The organism is Sinobaca sp. SA16-1, from assembly GCF_059510515.1.
In genome coordinates this window covers 349,421-366,732 of sequence record NZ_JCAKFL010000005.1, presented here as the reverse complement: position 1 = coordinate 366,732, position 17,312 = coordinate 349,421, and the positions used below count along the sequence as shown (strand labels likewise).

Genomic DNA, 17,312 nt, shown 5'->3' with positions numbered 1-17,312 from the left:
TTTCTTATCGAAACAAACCGCTTCTTCTTTTTAAATATACAATGTTGTCCGTCCGGCTGCTGACCGGGTAGATCCAGGAACGAAACAGCCTGGAAGCCGCTATATAAAGAAGCAGAATGACAGGAAGGGGATAAACATAAGCATACAGTGTCATTGTCAGCCAGCCTGTTTCCGTGATCTTTTCCAGCACAAGTCCATAAAAAACAATACTTGTTGTTCCCCACATCATTATCGTGAAGGCGATATTCACAAAATGAAAAACCGAATACGCCTGCCGATTATTAACCTCTTTTTCCAGCAGCCACTTCATGATTAAACTGACTACTATCGTGATAGATGCGATAACAACAGGCAGCAGGATTAAAAAAGCAAGAGTCAGCCAAAGCATAACCTCTCCTCTTTTCCTATAAGCTGGGCTTCCCGGACGGTTAGTATAGTAGAATCATTTTATCATGGCGGCTTCCTGCTTCAAAGATAACTGCATTACAAAATAAAAAAACTCTCCCGGAAAGGAGAGTTTTTTATTTTACATCTCTTCATCTTCAGCTGGTTCTTCTTCCATTTCAGGTTCTTCGTCCATAGCGGGATCCTCTTCCGTGTCCGTTCCTCCACAGGCTGCCAGCATACTGACAGTCAGCGCGCCGGAAAGAGCTGCATATAGCATTTTTCTGCTCATCGTCATACCCCCTTCAAAAATTGTCCTATTCGTCCATTTCCTGAAAGGGTTTACTTAAAACGACTTGTGTTTTTTTTACATATTTTCACATAATCACTCCGGAAAAAACTGTTGAAATACAGTATCTTTCTGAACTGGAAAACGATCATAGCCGCAGATGGCATTAATAATAGATTGATTTCGAAGAACGGATAACGTTAAGTTGGTCGCCGCCGTTCCGTGTGAATGGTCAATATTAACGAGTGTAAACAAAGAATGCTCTCTATTGTCTTTAAACTTAAGCCGGTAATGATCATCCACTTCGAAGTGGTTATCATCTTCCCAGGAGAGTTCCTCTCTCATTTTATCGAGCCATTCCGGAAGGCTCGGCTTGTATCCGGTGCCGAGTACCAGTTTATCAGTGGGATGGTAAAAGGTTTTTTCTTTTTGCCACTGGAAACATTCCACTACATATGAATACTTTTCGGCTTCGGTAATGCCTTTCATTTCCGTCATTGCCTGCAGCGTGACTTTTGGATCGTCACGCTCAATCGAACGATGGTAAAGCAGATCATAGATTTTATAAAGAATATCCTGCTCTATTCCTTTTCTCGCCTGATCGAGATTAGGAAGACCTTTCATTCTTGTGTCAAAATCAAGCGAGCGGAAATAGTTCACATAATCCGGAGAGAAAATTTCGCGTGCTACTTTAGCATTCTCGGCCTGAAAAAACTGCGGTGACCTCGTAAACCAGGACAACCGGTAGTCGAAGTATTTCTGATCCTGAAGCAGATCATAAAATACTTCTGCCGCGCTCTGGCCGGAGCCGATAATTGTTACAGCTTTGGCATCACGCAGTGTTTCTTTATTGAAGCTGTAATTTTCCGTGTGATAAATATCTTCCTGATTGGTGCCTTCCAGCCCCGGTGGAACGATCGGGGTGTTTCCGACTCCCAGTACTACATGCTTTGCATAGTAAATATCTGTTTTCTGCGTTCCTGCCTGCTTTACCTTTATTTCATAACAGCCTTTTTCTTTTACTTCTTCTACGTTGCTTACTTCGTATCCAAACCGGCAGGAAGAAAGCTGTTCAGATACCCACTTTCCATAAGCATCGTACTCGCGGCGGGGCACCTGCATTTTTTCATTAAAATAAAATTGAAACAGCCGGTTGTGCTTATGAAAATAATTAAGCATGCTGTACGGGCTTGTAGGATCAGCAAATGTTACCAGATCAGCCAGAAAAGAGGAATTAAGCACGGTCCCTTCAAGCAGCATCCCCGGATGCCACTCAAACTGACTCTTCTGCTCAAAAAACAATTCATCCACTTCTTCTACCTGATCCAGCAATGCGGCCAGTCCCAGATTAAAAGGACCAATGCCAATGCCGATAACATCATAAATTTTCTCTGTATTCATCTGCACACTCTTTTCTTTCTAAAAGTTGCCTTATTTAAAGAACCATGGCTGCGATCAGTCCAAATATAAACAATGGAATATTGTAATGAAGAAACGTCGGTACACATGTATCCCAAATATGATTATGACGGCCGTCCGCATTCAAACCGGAAGTTGGACCGAGCGTCGAATCAGAAGCAGGTGAACCGGCATCTCCCATTGCACCTGCTGTGCCGACGATGGCAGCTGTTGCGAGAGGAGAAAATCCGACACTCAAGCAAAAAGGTACAAACAGCGCAGCTAAAATAGGTATCGTTCCAAAAGAAGTACCAATACCCATGGTAATAATAAGCCCTGTAAGCAGCATAATCGCTGCTGTCAGTACCGTTGCACCGGTAGAATATTGAATAGTCTGATCGACCATCTGCTCCACGGCTCCTGTTTCCTGAAGAACGTTTGCAAAACCGGAAGCAATCAGCATAACAAACGCAATCATGCCCATTAATTTAATTCCTTCATTTACAACACTGTCACCATTCTTGAAAGGCACTACAACGAATAAAAACATTAATACAATTCCTGTCAGTGCACCAAGAATTAATGAATCAAAATATATCTGTGAACCAAGAGCTGCCACGATCGCAATAATCGTCAGCAGATGCTGCTTCGTAAACGTAACTTTTTCCATTACAGGTGCATCAACCGATTCATTTTCAGGTACAGTATCCCTCGGTTTTCTGTAAGTAATGAACAGCGCAATCAATAAACCGATAATCATGCCGATGCCCGGGAGCAGCATCGCTTTCCATATTTCAGTATTGGCAATATCCATACCGCCTGCCGTCATTTCAACCGCTATCGTATTATGAAAAATATATCCATAACCAAGCGGAAGCATCACGTAGGGTGCTTTCAGACCAAAAGTCAACGCTGCAGCTACAGCACGCCGGTCTACTCTCATCCGGTCAAACAAAGATAAAAGCGGCGGAATCAAAATAGGTATAAACGCAATATGCACCGGCACCACATTCTGGGAAAGACAGGCAACCCCTGCAATTGTAAGCAGAAGCACTCCCCGTTTTCCTTTGAGGGTTTTAATTAAATACTGCACGAGCACATTGGTGATACCGGAGTAGCCGATCATAATTGCAAATACGCCGAGCATAATATAGCTGAGAGCCGTATTTGCCTGGCCGCCCATTCCTGCCACCAGCAGTTCAAGGGAAGATGCAATATCCATCCCTGCAAGCATGCCTCCTGCAATGCCCGCAATAAGTATAGCCAGCACCACATTTACACGGAGCAGGCTTAGAATAATCATAATGAGTACAGACGAAATAACAATTAACATATAGAATCCCCTTTATTATATTAGCACTCTGCCAAAGTAAAGTATAAAGGGGATCTACCGTTTATTCAACGTTGATTTAGAGGTTTCTTCCTTTCGGCGGTTTTTCCAGCCCTGCCGGATCATCTGTTGGGTTTATTTCTCCTTCTTCCAAATACGCCTCCTGGTCATAAAGACCGTTTACCTGGCCTTCTGAGAGTTCCTCTTCTTCAAGTTCCTTTAATTCTTTAATATACGTGTATACTGCTTCTGCTTCTTCATCTGTTAAGTGATCCACCATTTGATGAAGTTCTTCTCTTGTTACGGCCACACTATCTCACTGCCTTTCTTTTACTTTTCCAAAGTTCCCACACACCAAATGCCAGAATACCAAGTGCGGCAATAAATGCCACTGCGGCCAAAAATGGATGTGCTTCGTTTCTCTCTGCGAAAATCCCAAAATATGCCCATACAAAAACAAGAAGGTAAATAATATCCTTTTGTCTTTTCATGACATAGATAGGTACCGCTGCACCAAGGATAACGACCAGTCCTGTCCAGAAAGAGCCGGGAAAGATAAATCCATCAATTCCCAACGTCACAAAGACAATCCCGACATTTACGATGAAAGCAACCGTCACCCAGCCCGTATAAAGGGAAAAAGGCAGTTTCTCCAGAAAAGATGCCTTTTGGGCGCTGAGACGCCGGTAAATGACTAAAAGACTTACCAACAGTCCTGTCATTGCAACAAATGTAAGCAGGAATTGTTCGTAATGAAACATAAACAGCCAGAATATATTAAAAAAACTGCTGATTAAAAACCATGGGCCAATGGCCGTAAAAATATACTGCTGTTTTCTTTTTACGAGAAAGGATGCAATAATCCATCCCAAAAGCGCTAGATAAATGACTCCCCAAATCGAAAACACATACCCGGCCGGTGTAAATAATACATTCAGCCTGTCGGAGATGTCGCCTGTGCTGTTATTGTTCAAAGGAAGCGCATTAGCAAGTCCGTTCATAATAATAACGACCACAAAAGCTACAGCGTTTGCTATTCTAAGCGTGTTTGGTTCTAATTTATTCAAATAAACTCCCCCATTTCTATATGGATGTAATACCCGTTATACGAACGTTATACACGTTCCGGATGGAGTTTTTCTTTTTTGTTCTGGATGTTTCTTAACCGCACAGCAAGCGTGGAGGCAATTACAGCAAGAGCCGCTATCAGTCCCACCCAATAGCCGAATGGGCCAAGTGCAGTGAATCTGGCCAATACAATTCCTAAAGGCAGGCCGATGATCCAAAAAGCGATAAAAGCGTACAAAAACGGAATATTAACGTCTTTATGCCCGCGGAGGATACCTTGAATTGGAGTAGCAATAGCATCAGAAAGCTGGAAGAAAATAGCATAAATCAAAAACACGTTCATCCATTCCGCTACTGTACTGTCCGTCGTATACAAAAAGATAACGGGACCTCTTGTTGCATAAATAATAATGGAAGCCGCTACTCCCATGGCGAGTGCTGTAAGCATGCCCAATCTCGCATACGTTCGGGCATGGCTGTAGCGCCCGGCCCCCACTTCATGTCCTACTACGATTGTTAAAGCAAACGCAATACTAAGCGGCAGCATATAAAGAAGAGAGGCAAAATTCAATGCAGCCTGATGGGCGGCAATAACGGCGGTACTGAACTCACTCATTAAAAGCGTCACGGCTGCAAAAATACTTGTTTCAAAGAAAATAGTACAGCCGATAGGCAGGCCAATAAATAAAATTTCTTTCCAAATGGCGGGAAGCACACGGTAACTCGTGCGGAAAATCCGATATTCGCGGAAAGGCGTCACTTTTGCAACAAAATAAATAGTAACAAACAAAATGAACCAGTAGGTAACAGCCGACGCATAGCCGGCCCCAATTCCGCCGAGCTCCGGAAAGCCGAAATGACCGAATATCAATACATAGTTCAATACCACATTCACCGGCAGGGCAAGCAGCGTAATTACCATCGTAACTCTTGTATGGCCCAGTGAGTCAATAAAGCCCCTTAATGCCTGTTGGATGAATAAAGGCAGAATACCAAATGAAAGGCCGATTAAATAATGTTTGGCAACGTGGGCCACCTGTGGCTCCAATTCCATTAATCCGATAATAGGATTGAGCGTAAAGGCTCCCACCGCAAGAATGAGAAGAGATAAAGCAACAGCCAGGTATGCTCCCTGTATTACCTTCATGGAAACGACGCTTTCTTCTTTTGCGCCGATATGCTGCGATAAGATAGGCGGCAGCGCCATCATGATGCCCATGATACCTGTCGAAACAGGCAGCCAAATGCTCGATCCTATTGCCACGCCGGCCAGTTCCGAAGCCCCGGCACGCCCTGACATCATCGTATCAACTAAGTTCATGCCGAATAAACCGAACTGTGTGATCAGAATCGGCATCATAATAAAAATAAATAAACGAAATTTTTCCCTGGTTGTCTTTGTTTCATACATAACTTTCCCTCTGTTTCATGCACACACTCTCTGTGCTCTTATAAAAATTCCTGTACAACCCTTCTGATAAAATAAGGAAGGATCTCAAAGCTGTAGGGCTTATAAAGCCTCTCTGTATACTGATGAGCGTCCCGTCCATAAACACCAAGGTTAATCCCTGGAATTCCAAGCGTTTTCATAGCCTGCAGTGGCAGCTGGTGTGTTTTAAATCCCCCCGGCATATGAGGAACAGAAGCCTCTTCACTGGAGGAAAGAAACCGGCTCTCCAACGATAAAAAACTGCTGTCTGATAAAAAAGGAAAGTACTGTTTGGAAGCAATCGGAACATGATATGTTTTCTCTGTATCTTCCAGCGCTCTTTGAATTTTTTCCTGAACATCCGGGTTTCTGATCGTCACGGGAGGAATAAGCGGTGCGGTCAGAAATAAAAGAATCAGAGGAGATTTATCCAAATCTTCCTTTCTCAGCGCTTCTGCTATGTAAAAGCTTTTTTCTCTTTTATCCAGCAGTCTGGACTCCTTTTCCGCTTTTTCCACAAGAGCTTTCACCTGCACTCCGTCATTTTCCAGCTTTTCACAATATCCGTCCCATGTTTCGACCCGTATTTCCCATGAAGGAACAGTATCAGGACGTGCCCCCGTTTTCTGCAGAAACGAATCATATCTTTTTTTCATATCCAAAGCAATATCTCTGCTTACTTTCTGTGCTTCTTTAGAAAGCTTCTGTACAGCATCTTCAATAGTTTCTTCGTACAAAAAATAATTAAAATACAGACGGGCGCTTTCAGGCGTCTGCACGTTATAGCCCTGCTTGGTATCTTTTTGCTGAAGACAGACTGGCGGAAGAGTAAATTCCCCGGGAAGCACTTCCATAAATTCTGCATTGTAGCTGACTGCCTGATTGAGTGCAGAAGAGATAAACGTAGGATCGAGCCCTGCCATTACTTCCCCGGCATGCACCGGCCGGCCGAAAATAGAAAAACAGGCAAGCATTTTCCCGGCGGAGCCTGTATATGCGTAATGATTCAAATCTCCCTCCTGCAGAGACGTCGTATAATCATTGTTTACAGCCAGTCTGTAGCGCAGACCTCTTTCCTCCTGCAGCCGCAGCCACTCTTCTGCTGCCGCTTTCATACCGATATGATCGTTCTCTTCTCCCGCATTGAGCAATAGCACTATGTTCCCCGTCCACTCGTTTTCATGCGTACTGTAGTAAAGAACATTCAGAAGGTGAACCGCCATACCGCTTTTCATATCTACCGAGCCTCGTCCGAAAAGCCAGTCCTCTCCTTTGGCGTCAGCCGCAGCCTTTGTACGGGGATGCTGTTCGGAAAAATATTCTTTCAGCTTGTCCGGTTCCCCGGCAATATGCTGCACGTTGCCATAATCCGTTATTCCCACCGTGTCATAATGCGCATGAAAAATAACCGTATCCGACGACGGCTCTGCACTGGAAATAAGCGCGAAAATATTTTTCCGGTGCAGATTATCTCCCGTGATCGCCTGTTCCCATAAATTTTCCGGATTTCCTTTAAAGCAGGGAAACTGCTGGAGAAACCGATATAAATAAGAAGAAATTTCGTTTTCTCCTTCTGTATCCGTCACGCTTGTAATACCCATTAACCTTTTCGTGATCAGCTCCAACTGCTCTGCAAGTGATTTTCCATTGAGCTGGTTGTACAGCTGTTCCGGAGAAAGGCCTGTTTCATAGTCCGACTGCAGCATTTAATCCTTCCCCCATTCATTTTCTTTATTGTATCGCATGATCTCGTTTTTACAAAAACAGAAAAGCATCCTTAAGCTTGAATGCTCAAAGATGCCGAAGCTGGTTTTTTATAGAAATAAGGTGGTTTTTTATCGCTTTTGCCAGGCGGGGAGACCGGCCGCCGGTGGAAACTGCTATATGAAATTCTTTTTCTTTAATCGCAGCCGGAAAAGCCGTGTTTCCGAATGTTTTATCATCTGCCCCATTAATGAGCTGATTGGAACTGTGATGGGCCTTTATCATTTCTTTTGCCTCAAGGCTTCCAGAAGCAGAAATAATGAGAAAAGCACCTTTTATATGTTCCGGCCGGGCTTTATCTTTTATCTTTTTAATATTTTTTTCCTGCATCCACTGTTCAAAACCGGCATGGAATTCCGGTGCCACTACCGTCATGTCCGCACCGGATTCTTCTATTTTCACCGCCTTACGAAAGGCAATCTTTCCTCCGCCTATGACGACCACAGGCATCCCTGTAAGAGAGAGAAAGACCGGGAAATCATACATATGGAATAACGTCTCCTGTAAATACCGGCCGGGCCTTTGTATCTTCGACTCTTTCGCAGAGTATTTTTACTAAGTCTTTATCAAATCCCAGCGGGTCGCATAAAATAATGGGAATATTCATTTCACGGGACTTTGCAGCAATTTTTTCGTTAAGCTCTTTCATAAGCATGCCTGTAAATAACAGATAAGGCAGAACATAAACAGCCTGCGCTTCTGAAGAAGAAATAGACTCCAGTCCTTCATCAAATGTAGGCAGTGCGGCCGCCAGGTAGGCTTTTTCCACCCGCTTCGCTCTGGTTCTATTCTGCAGGTGCGTACACATTGCGCTGAAATCACGAAGGGCGCCGATATCACTGCTGCCTCTTCCAACCATCAAAAAGTCTGCATCGTCTCCCTGTTTCCACCCGGCTTCGGTCAGCCTTTTTTCAAGTACATGCAGTATTTCTTCATGTACACCAAACGGCTTTCCAAATTTAACAGGAACATCCGGAAAATGTTCCATTGCTTTAACTAGTTCTTCGGGAATGTCCACTTTCATATGGCCTGCTGAAAATAACAGCACGGGTACAGCGAGAATAGAGGCAGCACCTCTTTCCACACAGCGCTTCATTCCTTCTGTGATATCAGGCGCCGCTAATTCTAAAAAGCAGATTTCCTGAATATCACAGTCTACCGCCTGCTTGGCTTTTTCCACAAAATCCTTCATTTGTTCATTTCCGGCTTTAACACGGCTGCCGTGGCCTACATATAGTATGGCTTCCATAAAAAAAGACCTCCTTTTAAGCTGTTAAACGTAATGCAGTGCCTGCACCAGGTGGGCAAGTCCGGGTTGATCCAGTGTTTTGTCACTATGCCAGCCTTTTTCTTTAAGAGCTTTTTCTGTGGCAGGCCCAAAGCAGATAACGTCTCTTTTTTTCAGCCATGCTTCCATTTCCACTCCGGTCCGCTCCAATTCTTCGCCCAGCACGGAAACCGATTGGGCTGAAGGTAAAATGACCGTATTAATGTAGTCTTCGTCAAAGATGTGACCTGCGACCTCTTCTGCCGAAGCAGCTCGTTTGATCGAATGCGAGATCCACGTTCCCGCTGCTTCATCCGGGATCTTTTCTGTTTTTTTATCAGGACCGGCATGAAGAATATAACGATCTTCCAGTCCGGTAAGTCGTTTTGGGATAATTCCATAGTTTTTAAGTTGTTCGTTTGTTCGTTCGCTTTCGCTTCCGAGAGAACATTTTATCGAGCGGATATCTTTTCCTGCCTGTTTAAGCGCCTGAAAAAATATCCGCACACTGTCCGGGGAGTGGAAAAGAATCTGCTCTACTGTCTCCGGGATTGCCGGGAAATCTTTATTTTCCCATTCTATCGTATATCTGGGATATTCCAATACTTCTGCTCCGTTTTCCCTTAATTCCGTTGTAAATCTGCCGGCCCCCGGTGCTGTTTTCACAATCCAGGCATACCTTCCTTGCAGGGGCTTCTTTTCAAACCAGTTCAGCTTTTCGTACAAAGAAGAAACATTACCGATCAGGGTAATGGCCGGATTATGCACCTCATATTTTTCAGCCTGTTCTACAATGTCAGCAAGCGTTCCGGACACTGTTTTCTGTCTTGCCGTCGTTCCCCATTCTACAATCAGCACTGATGTTGTTTCCGGCTTTCCGTGCTCGATAAGTTTTTTTACGATGTGAGGCAGATTTTTCACCCCCATATAAAACGAAATCGTATCGATTTTAGCAAAAGCAGCCCAGTCCACTTCCGGCTCTCCGGTCGTTGATTTGGAATGCGCCGTGACCGCAGCAAAACTGCCGGAAAAATCGCGGTGGGTAACCGGCACACCGGCATAGAGAGGCGCCGCAATACCGGAGGTAATACCAGGAATCACTTCATACGTAATGCCGTTTTCTACGAGAGCAGCGGCTTCCTCACCCGAACGGCCAAACATGCCGGGGTCGCCCCCTTTCAACCGAACAACAGTCTTATTCTCTTTTGCTTTCTGCACCATTAACTCCTGAATAGCTTCCTGCCGCAGATGATGCCGGTCCGGTAGTTTACCGCAGTAAATCGTTTCAGCGCCTGATTTTGCAGATGATAGTATAAGCGGGTTAACGAGCCGGTCATATAAAATGACATCTGCTTTTTCCAGGCATTCCTTTCCCCTGATAGTCATAAGGCCTACATCTCCGGGACCTGCCCCTACTAAATATACAGTACCTGATTCCATGGTTTTCCTCCATTTACGCTTTCCTGCTTTTTTTACGTTAGTGTTCATTGTATAGAAAAAAGCCTATATATGCAGGGAAGGTGCTCCTGCAAGAGGAGCACCTTTCCATGTCGTGTATTGGTGTATCTTTTTAAGAGCGGATGAGGTTTCTTTTCTCAAGCTCTGCAATCACAAGATCAGCAGCTTCCTCAATGCTGTTATTCTCCGTATCTACTACAAGTTCCGGATCAGCTGGTTCTTCGTAAGGAGAAGTGATGCCGGTAAATTCCGGAATTTCTCCGCTTCTTGCTTTTTTATACAATCCTTTTGGATCTCTTTCTTCACAAACTGCAAGACTTGCCTTTACAAAGACTTCCATAAACTCGCCGTCTTCAAGCAATCCCCGGACCTGGTCCCTGTCTGCCTGAAAAGGAGAAATAAAAGCAGTGCTTACGATATGGCCGGCGTCTACAAACAGCTTTGCTACTTCGCCGATTCGTCTTATATTTTCTGTTCTGTCTTCATCCGAAAACCCGAGGTCTTTATTCAGGCCGTGACGGACGTTATCTCCATCCAGAACATACGTATTTTTCCCTGCTTCAAACAATTTACGGGACACAACGTTTGCCACCGTGGACTTGCCGGAACCGGATAAGCCGGTAAACCAGAGAACCAGGCTTTTATTTCCTGTTGCTTTTTCCCGCTCCTGTTTGGAAACAGATGCCTGATGCCATACGATATTTTGATTTTCACTCATTTTCCATCATTCTCCTTCCGCGCTTTTTGTTTATTTAGATGCCGGTTCCTGCATGCCTTCGATCAGAACCGCTACTACTTCCGGACGGCTGAACTCTGCTGGAGGCATGTCTCCATTTTTAAGCATCGCGCGTACTTTTGTGCCGGATAAAATGACGTGATCTTCTTTATCATGTGGACATGTTTTTGCTGAAGCCATGTTTTCACATTTCTTGCAATAGAAGCTGTGTTCAAAAAACAGCGGTTTAATGCCAAGTTCTTCCTCTGTAAAGTGCTTAAAGATATGCTGGGCATCATACGTACCGTAATAATCGCCGACACCTGCGTGGTCACGTCCGACAATGAAGTGGGTACAGCCATAATTTTTGCGTACCATCGCATGGAAAATAGCTTCTCTTGGTCCTGCGTATCTCATCGCTGCCGGAAATACGGCAAGATATGTACGGTCTTCCGGATAATAATCTTTTAACAGAACTTCATAGCTTTTCATCCGGACGTCTGCAGGGATATCATCAGATTTCGTTGCGCCGACAAGCGGATTCAGGAAAAGGCCGTCCACTGTTTCAAGGGCTGTTTTTTGAATGTACTCATGTGCACGGTGAACCGGATTTCTCGTCTGAAATCCAACGACCGTTTCCCATTGCCTTTCATCGAATTCCGCTCTTGTTTCAGCTGGATCCAGATAATACGTATCGAACTGGGGATGAACAATTTCTTCCACTTGAATGATTTCACCGGCTACATAAACTGCCGGGCGGTCGTATACTTTTTTGACACCGGGATGTTCGCTGTCCGTCGTTCTGTATACATGCTCTGCTTCTTTTTCTTTATCAGGCGAATACACTTCTTCTACATTAATAACGCCGTACGTTTTTCCATCAAAAGTAAGCAGCGCTTTTTCGCCGGGCTGCAGGCTTGCTGCAATCTCATTTTCCACTGGAAGTGTGATAGGAATACTCCACACTGTACCATCAGCAAGCCGCGTGTTTTCCACAACGGACTGATAGTCTGCTTCATTTAAAAATCCAGTTAACGGGCTGAACGCGCCGTTGGCAATAAGCTCCAGATCAGACAACGCTGTTTCGTCCAATGGAATGCTGTGGGTAATCGAGCTTGTATCCATTCCAAGTTCTTTTTTGTTAATTAATGTTCCGCCGTGCGGGATACTCTTTGACATGTTGTTAACTCCTTTGATTTTGCATTATTTGTGCAGGCCGCATTCTGTTTTTCCAGTCTGGGACCAGCGTCCGCTGCGAAGATCTTCTCCATCCTTTACTTTAGCTGTGCACTGCACACAGCCGATGCTTGGATATTCCTGGTCATGAAGCGGGTTGTACGGAAGGTTGAAACCTTTAATGTACATCCAGACGTCGTCCCACGACCAATGAATGAGCGGACAGATCTTTACAGAAGAAAAGCGTTTGTCTTTATTAACAAACTGCGTATCTTTTCTTGTTAAAGACTGGGAGCGCCTTAACCCGGATAACCATGCTGTATGCTGATTCAAAGCTCCTTCCAGCGGAACAAGCTTCCGGATCGAACAGCACTTGTCCGGATTGGTCTTCCACAGCTCCGGACCTTCCTGTTCCTCCTGCTCAGCCGGTGTCATCGGCTGCAGCATGTCCACTCTAAGCTTCGGGTAACGCTCTTTCACTTCTTCAATTAAATCATATGTTTCTTTGAAATGAAAATTAGTATCCAGGAAAATAATTTTCGCATCGGGTTTCACACGTGTAATTAAATCGATAAGCACCATACCCTCAGCCCCGAAGCTGCATGCGTAAACCAGCTCATCGCCGTACTCGGCATAGGCCCACTTGATAACGTCTAAAGCATCTTTTCCAGCCAGCGTTTCTTTATTCACCTGATCAAGCTGATCCTGATCGAGCGTAGGGAATGTTATCATGCTCCACCGTCTCCTTTTTTTATGATATCTATTAAAACACGTTTAATCCTCAGTAAGTTTATCGATATTATATGTTTACTCGTTAACGTCATTTTAGTGAGTATTTGCAAAAATGTCAATCTTCCTGTTACTATTATTCTTTTTATATTATCAGAAGCATTTTCCAGACCTTCTGGAAATACCTATACGAAAGAAGCAGAACCCTCGTCCGGCTCTGCTTTCTACATATGTACACTATAGATTTACTGTGATTCTTCAACCGTGATTTCTTCCGATTCATTGGTGTTTGTCAAGCTCTGGTCATCCTGAAGCTGCATAATAAAACCTAAAAATATAGCGCAGGGAATAAGAAGCAGTCTTTTCATGGCCATCCCCTATTCTCGATTATTTATTTCTCTATTATATGATGTTATCTCCGGCAGACCAACACGCTGTGCCTGCATTGAGCATGGGTATGAAGCGGGAAATGACGATAAGCCCGCTTAATGCCTTTCTAATGTATATATACTCGCTATATAAGGTTAAGATTCATCCATGCATATTTTTTATCCGATATACGCAGGAGAATGTAGTAAAATAATAGAATATTTATTAATAAGGCAGGAGGCATACTATGAAATTTATTGATAATGAAGGAATCACCAATCCACGTATTAATCTGGCTATTGAAGAATATGCCTTAAAAACAATGAATCTGGATGAAGATAATATCTACCTGCTTTTTTACGTAAACGAACCTTCTATTATTATCGGTAAAAACCAGAATACAATAGAAGAAATTAATACAACGTATGTAGAAGAAAACAATATTCATGTTGTCCGCAGGCTTTCCGGCGGCGGAGCCGTTTATCATGATCAGGGCAATCTAAACTTCAGCTTTCTCACAAAAGATGATGGGGACAGCTTCCATAATTTCAAAAAATTTGCGCAGCCGGTTATTGATGCCCTTCATGAGCTTGGAGTACCAGCAGAAATGTCAGGCAGAAATGATATTCAAATAGATGGAAAGAAAATATCAGGAAATGCCCAATTTGCCACTAAAGGACGGATGTTCAGCCACGGCACGCTGATGCTAGATTCAGAAATAGAAAACGTCGTTTCCGCCTTGAAAGTAAGAGATGAAAAAATCAAATCCAAAGGGATCAAATCGATACGCAGCCGTGTCGGCAATATTAATGACTATCTTGATAAAAAGCTCACGGTAGAAGAATTTAAGGAGGTTATTCTGCAGCATATTTTTTCCGGCCTGGAAAACATTCCTTCCTATAAGCTGACAAGTGGCGACTGGAAAAAAATCCATGCTATATCTGAAGAACGTTATGGAAACTGGGATTGGAATTACGGCAGATCCCCTTCCTTTGATGTAGAAAAATCATATAAATTTTCTTCCGGCCTTATTGATGTCCGCTTCAATGTAAAAAAAGGCGTGATTCAGGAATGCAGGATTTTCGGGGATTTTTTCGGAACCGAAGATATCCAGGAAGTAGAAAAAGTGCTTGCCGGGACAAAGTACACTAGAGAAGCATTGGAAGAAGCCTTATCCGGCTATGACTTAACAAAATATGTCGGGAAAGTGGACCATGGTGAATTTATTAAACTGCTGCTTTAAAATATGATCTCATCTAAAATCACCTGGAAGAGCCGGGCTCTGGTCCTTCTCTTTTAGGCTTTATTAGAAATTGTTCCTTCTGGGTGAACATGGTATTATAAATTGTAGCAATATTTACATAACGAAATAATAATAAGAAGGTGAAAAAAATGTTTACTTCAACTGAAATTGGTATAGATTTAGGAACAGCTAACATTTTAGTCTATACGAAAGAAAAAGGAATTGTCTTAAACGAGCCATCTGTCGTTGCGTTAAATACAGAAACCAATGAAGTGCTTGCAGTCGGCCAGGAAGCAAAGGATATGGTTGGAAAGACACCAGGAAAAATCATTGCTATCCGTCCATTAAAAGAAGGTGTTATTGCTGATTTTGATATTACGGCTACTATGCTTAAACACGTAATGAAAAAAATCAGCAGAACATCCGGCATCTCAATGAGAAAGCCTAAAGTAATCATCTGCACCCCGTGCGGATCCACTTCCGTTGAACGCCGCGCTATCCGCGATGCCGTGCTTGCATTCGGTGCAAAAACCGTTCATCTTATTGAAGAACCGGTCGCAGCTGCCATTGGAGCAAACCTGCCCGTCGAAGAACCAGTTGCTAATGTAATCGTTGATATCGGCGGCGGTACGACAGAAGTCGGTATTATATCCTATGGTGGCGTTGTGTCCTCCCAGTCTATCCGGCGCGGAGGCGATCATTTTGATGAAGATATTATCCAGCACGTCCGCAAAAAACATAACCTGCTTATTGGGGAACGCACAGCCGAGCAGATAAAAATAAACGTCGGCAGCGCCAAAGCAACTCTCCGCGAAGAAACCCTCGAAATTAGAGGACGTGACCTCGTTACGGGCCTGCCTAAACCTATTACGGTTACTACTGAGGAAATTCATCAGGCGATTAATGAAACACTTCAGCAGATTCTGGAAACGATCCGCAGTACCCTTGAAAACTGTCCGGCTGAATTAAGCGGAGACATCGTAGACCAGGGTATTGTCCTTACCGGAGGCGGCTCTCTGCTGCACGGGATGGAAGAATGGCTGAATGAAGAAATTATCGTTCCGGTCCACCTTGCAGATTCCCCGCTGGAAGCAGTGGTTATCGGCACCGGCAAATCACTTAAAATTATTGACCGCCTGCAAAAAGCAAGCATATAACAACAAAGGGGCTGTCTCAAAAGTACATTTGAAAAATGAACCCCCCTTAGACTCTGAAAAAAATAGGCAGAGGTTTATCCAGGCGGAGGCTTTCGGCAGGCCGTGCTTCAGCTAGAACACTCTCTTTATCTTCAGCGATGGCCGCCCTCCCTGAGCCACCGCCTGGTCCTTTTTTATGGTTTTGTTTTCAAAAAAGATAACCATCGCTGTATTTAAAAACCCTCGTATTCCTTTCAAAAGGAATACGAGGGTTTTCGTTTGTCTTCTCTTATCATTAGTAAAACGAAGACTAAAATCTACGGAGTACGTTTTGAGACAGCCTCTTGTTTTAGTTAAAGTCAGCCGCATAGGCTTCGTATTCGGTTCCTTCCAGTTCGTCCACCGGAATAAATTCCATCGCAGCTGAATTCATGCAGTATCTGAGACCGGTTGGTTCAGGGCCATCCTGAAAGACGTGCCCTAAATGCGAATCGGCATGTTTACTGCGCACTTCCACGCTTGTACCGAAAATACCGCTGTCTTCTTCATACGTAATGTTTGTCAGTTCAAGCGGCCTCGTAAAACTCGGCCAGCCTGTGCCGGAATCATACTGGTCCTGCGAGCTGAATAAAGGCTCTCCCGACACAATATCCACGTATATTCCTTCTTCTGTATTGTCATGGTAGATGTTATCGTAAGCTGGTTCCGTGCCATCTTCCTGCGTTACTTCATACTGCATGCTGTCTAATGATGCCACCACCGACTCTTTATCTTCCAACTTATATAGAGAGCCCGAACTTACCTCGTACTCTTTGTCATCCCCCCATACTTCATTCAAATAGGCATCGCGGCCGGAGTTGGCCCGGTAAAATTCATACCTTCCTTCGTTTTTCTTATAATAATCCTGATGGTATTCCTCTGCTTCATAAAATGTATCGTATTCTTCAATCGAAGTAACAATCTCTCCGTCAAACCTGCCGGATTCATCCATTTCCATTAAAGACGATTCCGCAGCCTGCCTCTGCGCTTCATCATGGTAAAATACTGCCGATAAATAAGGCTCACCTTTATCTACAAACTGTCCTTCGTCATCGGTCGGGTCAATCTGGCGCCAGAAAATCTGCAGAAGGTCTTCATAGCTGATCTGCTCCGGATCATATGTTATCTGCACCGCTTCCTGATGGCTTGTCTGCTTACCCGCTACTTCTTCATAAGTTGGGTTTTCTTCTACGCCTCCAGTGTATCCGGAAATGACGCTGACAACACCAGGCTGTGACTCAAAAGGCGGCTCCATGCACCAGAAACAGCCCCCCGCAAATGTAGCCTGCTCCAGCCCTTCTAAATCTCCCTGCACTTCTGTCTGTTCGGTGGCAAGTACTTCTTCATATTCAGAATCTGTAAATGATTGATACACAAACCAGGCGCCTGCCAGTAAAATTACTGCCGTTATGCTAACAAGCCATCTTTTTTTGTTCACTTTTATCCCCCCGTATCAGATCTCTGCTTTTATTATAACGAAAAGTAACAAGCTTTAAAATCATTACAGCTTTTAATTCT

At 43.9% G+C, this 17,312-nt stretch carries 18 protein-coding genes; 2 read left to right on the top strand and 16 right to left on the bottom strand.

Annotated features, from left to right (window positions below; translation table 11 throughout):
* Window positions 1-4: 4 nt before the first annotated feature.
* From AC5W2J_RS15905 to AC5W2J_RS15835, 15 genes are all read right to left on the bottom strand, one after another.
* Window positions 5-388: a hypothetical protein gene (locus AC5W2J_RS15905; RefSeq protein WP_496060441.1), complete on the bottom strand. Its 384-nt coding sequence runs from the start codon at window positions 386-388 to the stop codon at window positions 5-7.
* 138 nt (window positions 389-526) lie between these two features.
* Complete coding sequence (locus tag AC5W2J_RS15900; protein WP_496060440.1) at window positions 527-676, bottom strand: hypothetical protein; 150 nt, start codon at window positions 674-676, stop codon at window positions 527-529.
* 93 nt (window positions 677-769) lie between these two features.
* Window positions 770-2,074 (bottom strand): lysine N(6)-hydroxylase/L-ornithine N(5)-oxygenase family protein, encoded by a 1,305-nt coding sequence (locus AC5W2J_RS15895; protein WP_496060439.1) that lies wholly within the window; start codon window positions 2,072-2,074, stop codon window positions 770-772.
* Between the two features lie 34 nt (window positions 2,075-2,108).
* Window positions 2,109-3,404, bottom strand: a complete 1,296-nt coding sequence (locus tag AC5W2J_RS15890) for a Na+/H+ antiporter family protein (protein WP_496060438.1) — start codon at window positions 3,402-3,404, stop codon at window positions 2,109-2,111.
* Window positions 3,405-3,480: 76 nt separating this feature from the next.
* Window positions 3,481-3,711, bottom strand: a complete 231-nt coding sequence (locus tag AC5W2J_RS15885) for a hypothetical protein (protein WP_496060437.1) — start codon at window positions 3,709-3,711, stop codon at window positions 3,481-3,483.
* A 1-nt stretch (window position 3,712) separates the two neighbouring features.
* A complete protein-coding gene (locus tag AC5W2J_RS15880; protein WP_496060436.1) occupies window positions 3,713-4,468 on the bottom strand; it encodes a TspO/MBR family protein in 756 nt (251 codons plus the stop codon).
* A gap of 47 nt (window positions 4,469-4,515) precedes the next feature.
* Window positions 4,516-5,880 carry an MATE family efflux transporter gene (locus tag AC5W2J_RS15875; RefSeq protein ID WP_496060435.1) on the bottom strand — a complete coding sequence of 455 codons (1,365 nt, stop codon included), beginning with the start codon at window positions 5,878-5,880 and terminating at the stop codon, window positions 4,516-4,518.
* Between the two features lie 38 nt (window positions 5,881-5,918).
* Complete coding sequence (locus AC5W2J_RS15870) at window positions 5,919-7,604, bottom strand: M20/M25/M40 family metallo-hydrolase (protein ID WP_496060434.1); 1,686 nt, start codon at window positions 7,602-7,604, stop codon at window positions 5,919-5,921.
* A gap of 85 nt (window positions 7,605-7,689) precedes the next feature.
* The gene (locus AC5W2J_RS15865) at window positions 7,690-8,148 is read right to left on the bottom strand and encodes a precorrin-2 dehydrogenase/sirohydrochlorin ferrochelatase family protein (protein WP_496060433.1); all 459 of its coding nucleotides are present in this window, start codon (window positions 8,146-8,148) and stop codon (window positions 7,690-7,692) included.
* On the bottom strand, window positions 8,141-8,911 hold the full coding sequence (locus tag AC5W2J_RS15860) for a sirohydrochlorin chelatase (protein WP_496060432.1): 771 nt from the start codon (window positions 8,909-8,911) through the stop codon (window positions 8,141-8,143). The genes AC5W2J_RS15865 and AC5W2J_RS15860 overlap by 8 nt, the downstream gene beginning before the upstream one ends.
* Window positions 8,912-8,935: 24 nt before the next feature.
* Entirely contained in the window at window positions 8,936-10,369 is a 1,434-nt protein-coding gene (cobA, locus tag AC5W2J_RS15855) for a uroporphyrinogen-III C-methyltransferase (protein WP_496060431.1), read from the bottom strand.
* 130 nt (window positions 10,370-10,499) lie between these two features.
* Window positions 10,500-11,105 carry an adenylyl-sulfate kinase gene (gene cysC / locus AC5W2J_RS15850; RefSeq protein ID WP_496060430.1) on the bottom strand — a complete coding sequence of 202 codons (606 nt, stop codon included), beginning with the start codon at window positions 11,103-11,105 and terminating at the stop codon, window positions 10,500-10,502.
* A 30-nt stretch (window positions 11,106-11,135) separates the two neighbouring features.
* On the bottom strand, window positions 11,136-12,281 hold the full coding sequence (sat, locus tag AC5W2J_RS15845) for a sulfate adenylyltransferase (RefSeq protein WP_496060429.1): 1,146 nt from the start codon (window positions 12,279-12,281) through the stop codon (window positions 11,136-11,138).
* Window positions 12,282-12,305: 24 nt separating this feature from the next.
* Window positions 12,306-13,010, bottom strand: a complete 705-nt coding sequence (locus tag AC5W2J_RS15840; protein WP_496060428.1) for a phosphoadenylyl-sulfate reductase — start codon at window positions 13,008-13,010, stop codon at window positions 12,306-12,308.
* A gap of 242 nt (window positions 13,011-13,252) precedes the next feature.
* Window positions 13,253-13,375 (bottom strand): hypothetical protein, encoded by a 123-nt coding sequence (locus AC5W2J_RS15835; RefSeq protein WP_496060427.1) that lies wholly within the window; start codon window positions 13,373-13,375, stop codon window positions 13,253-13,255.
* A 248-nt stretch (window positions 13,376-13,623) separates the two neighbouring features.
* Here AC5W2J_RS15835 and lplA point away from each other — a divergent pair, with 248 nt between their 5' ends.
* Both lplA and mreBH read left to right on the top strand, forming a co-directional pair.
* Entirely contained in the window at window positions 13,624-14,619 is a 996-nt protein-coding gene (lplA, locus tag AC5W2J_RS15830) for a lipoate--protein ligase (RefSeq protein ID WP_496060426.1), read from the top strand.
* 149 nt (window positions 14,620-14,768) lie between these two features.
* A complete protein-coding gene (mreBH, locus tag AC5W2J_RS15825; RefSeq protein WP_496060425.1) occupies window positions 14,769-15,776 on the top strand; it encodes a rod-share determining protein MreBH in 1,008 nt (335 codons plus the stop codon).
* Between the two features lie 328 nt (window positions 15,777-16,104).
* On the opposite strand, the gene msrA is transcribed toward mreBH, so the two are convergent.
* A complete protein-coding gene (gene msrA, locus AC5W2J_RS15820; protein ID WP_496060424.1) occupies window positions 16,105-17,232 on the bottom strand; it encodes a peptide-methionine (S)-S-oxide reductase MsrA in 1,128 nt (375 codons plus the stop codon).
* Window positions 17,233-17,312: the final 80 nt, after the last annotated feature.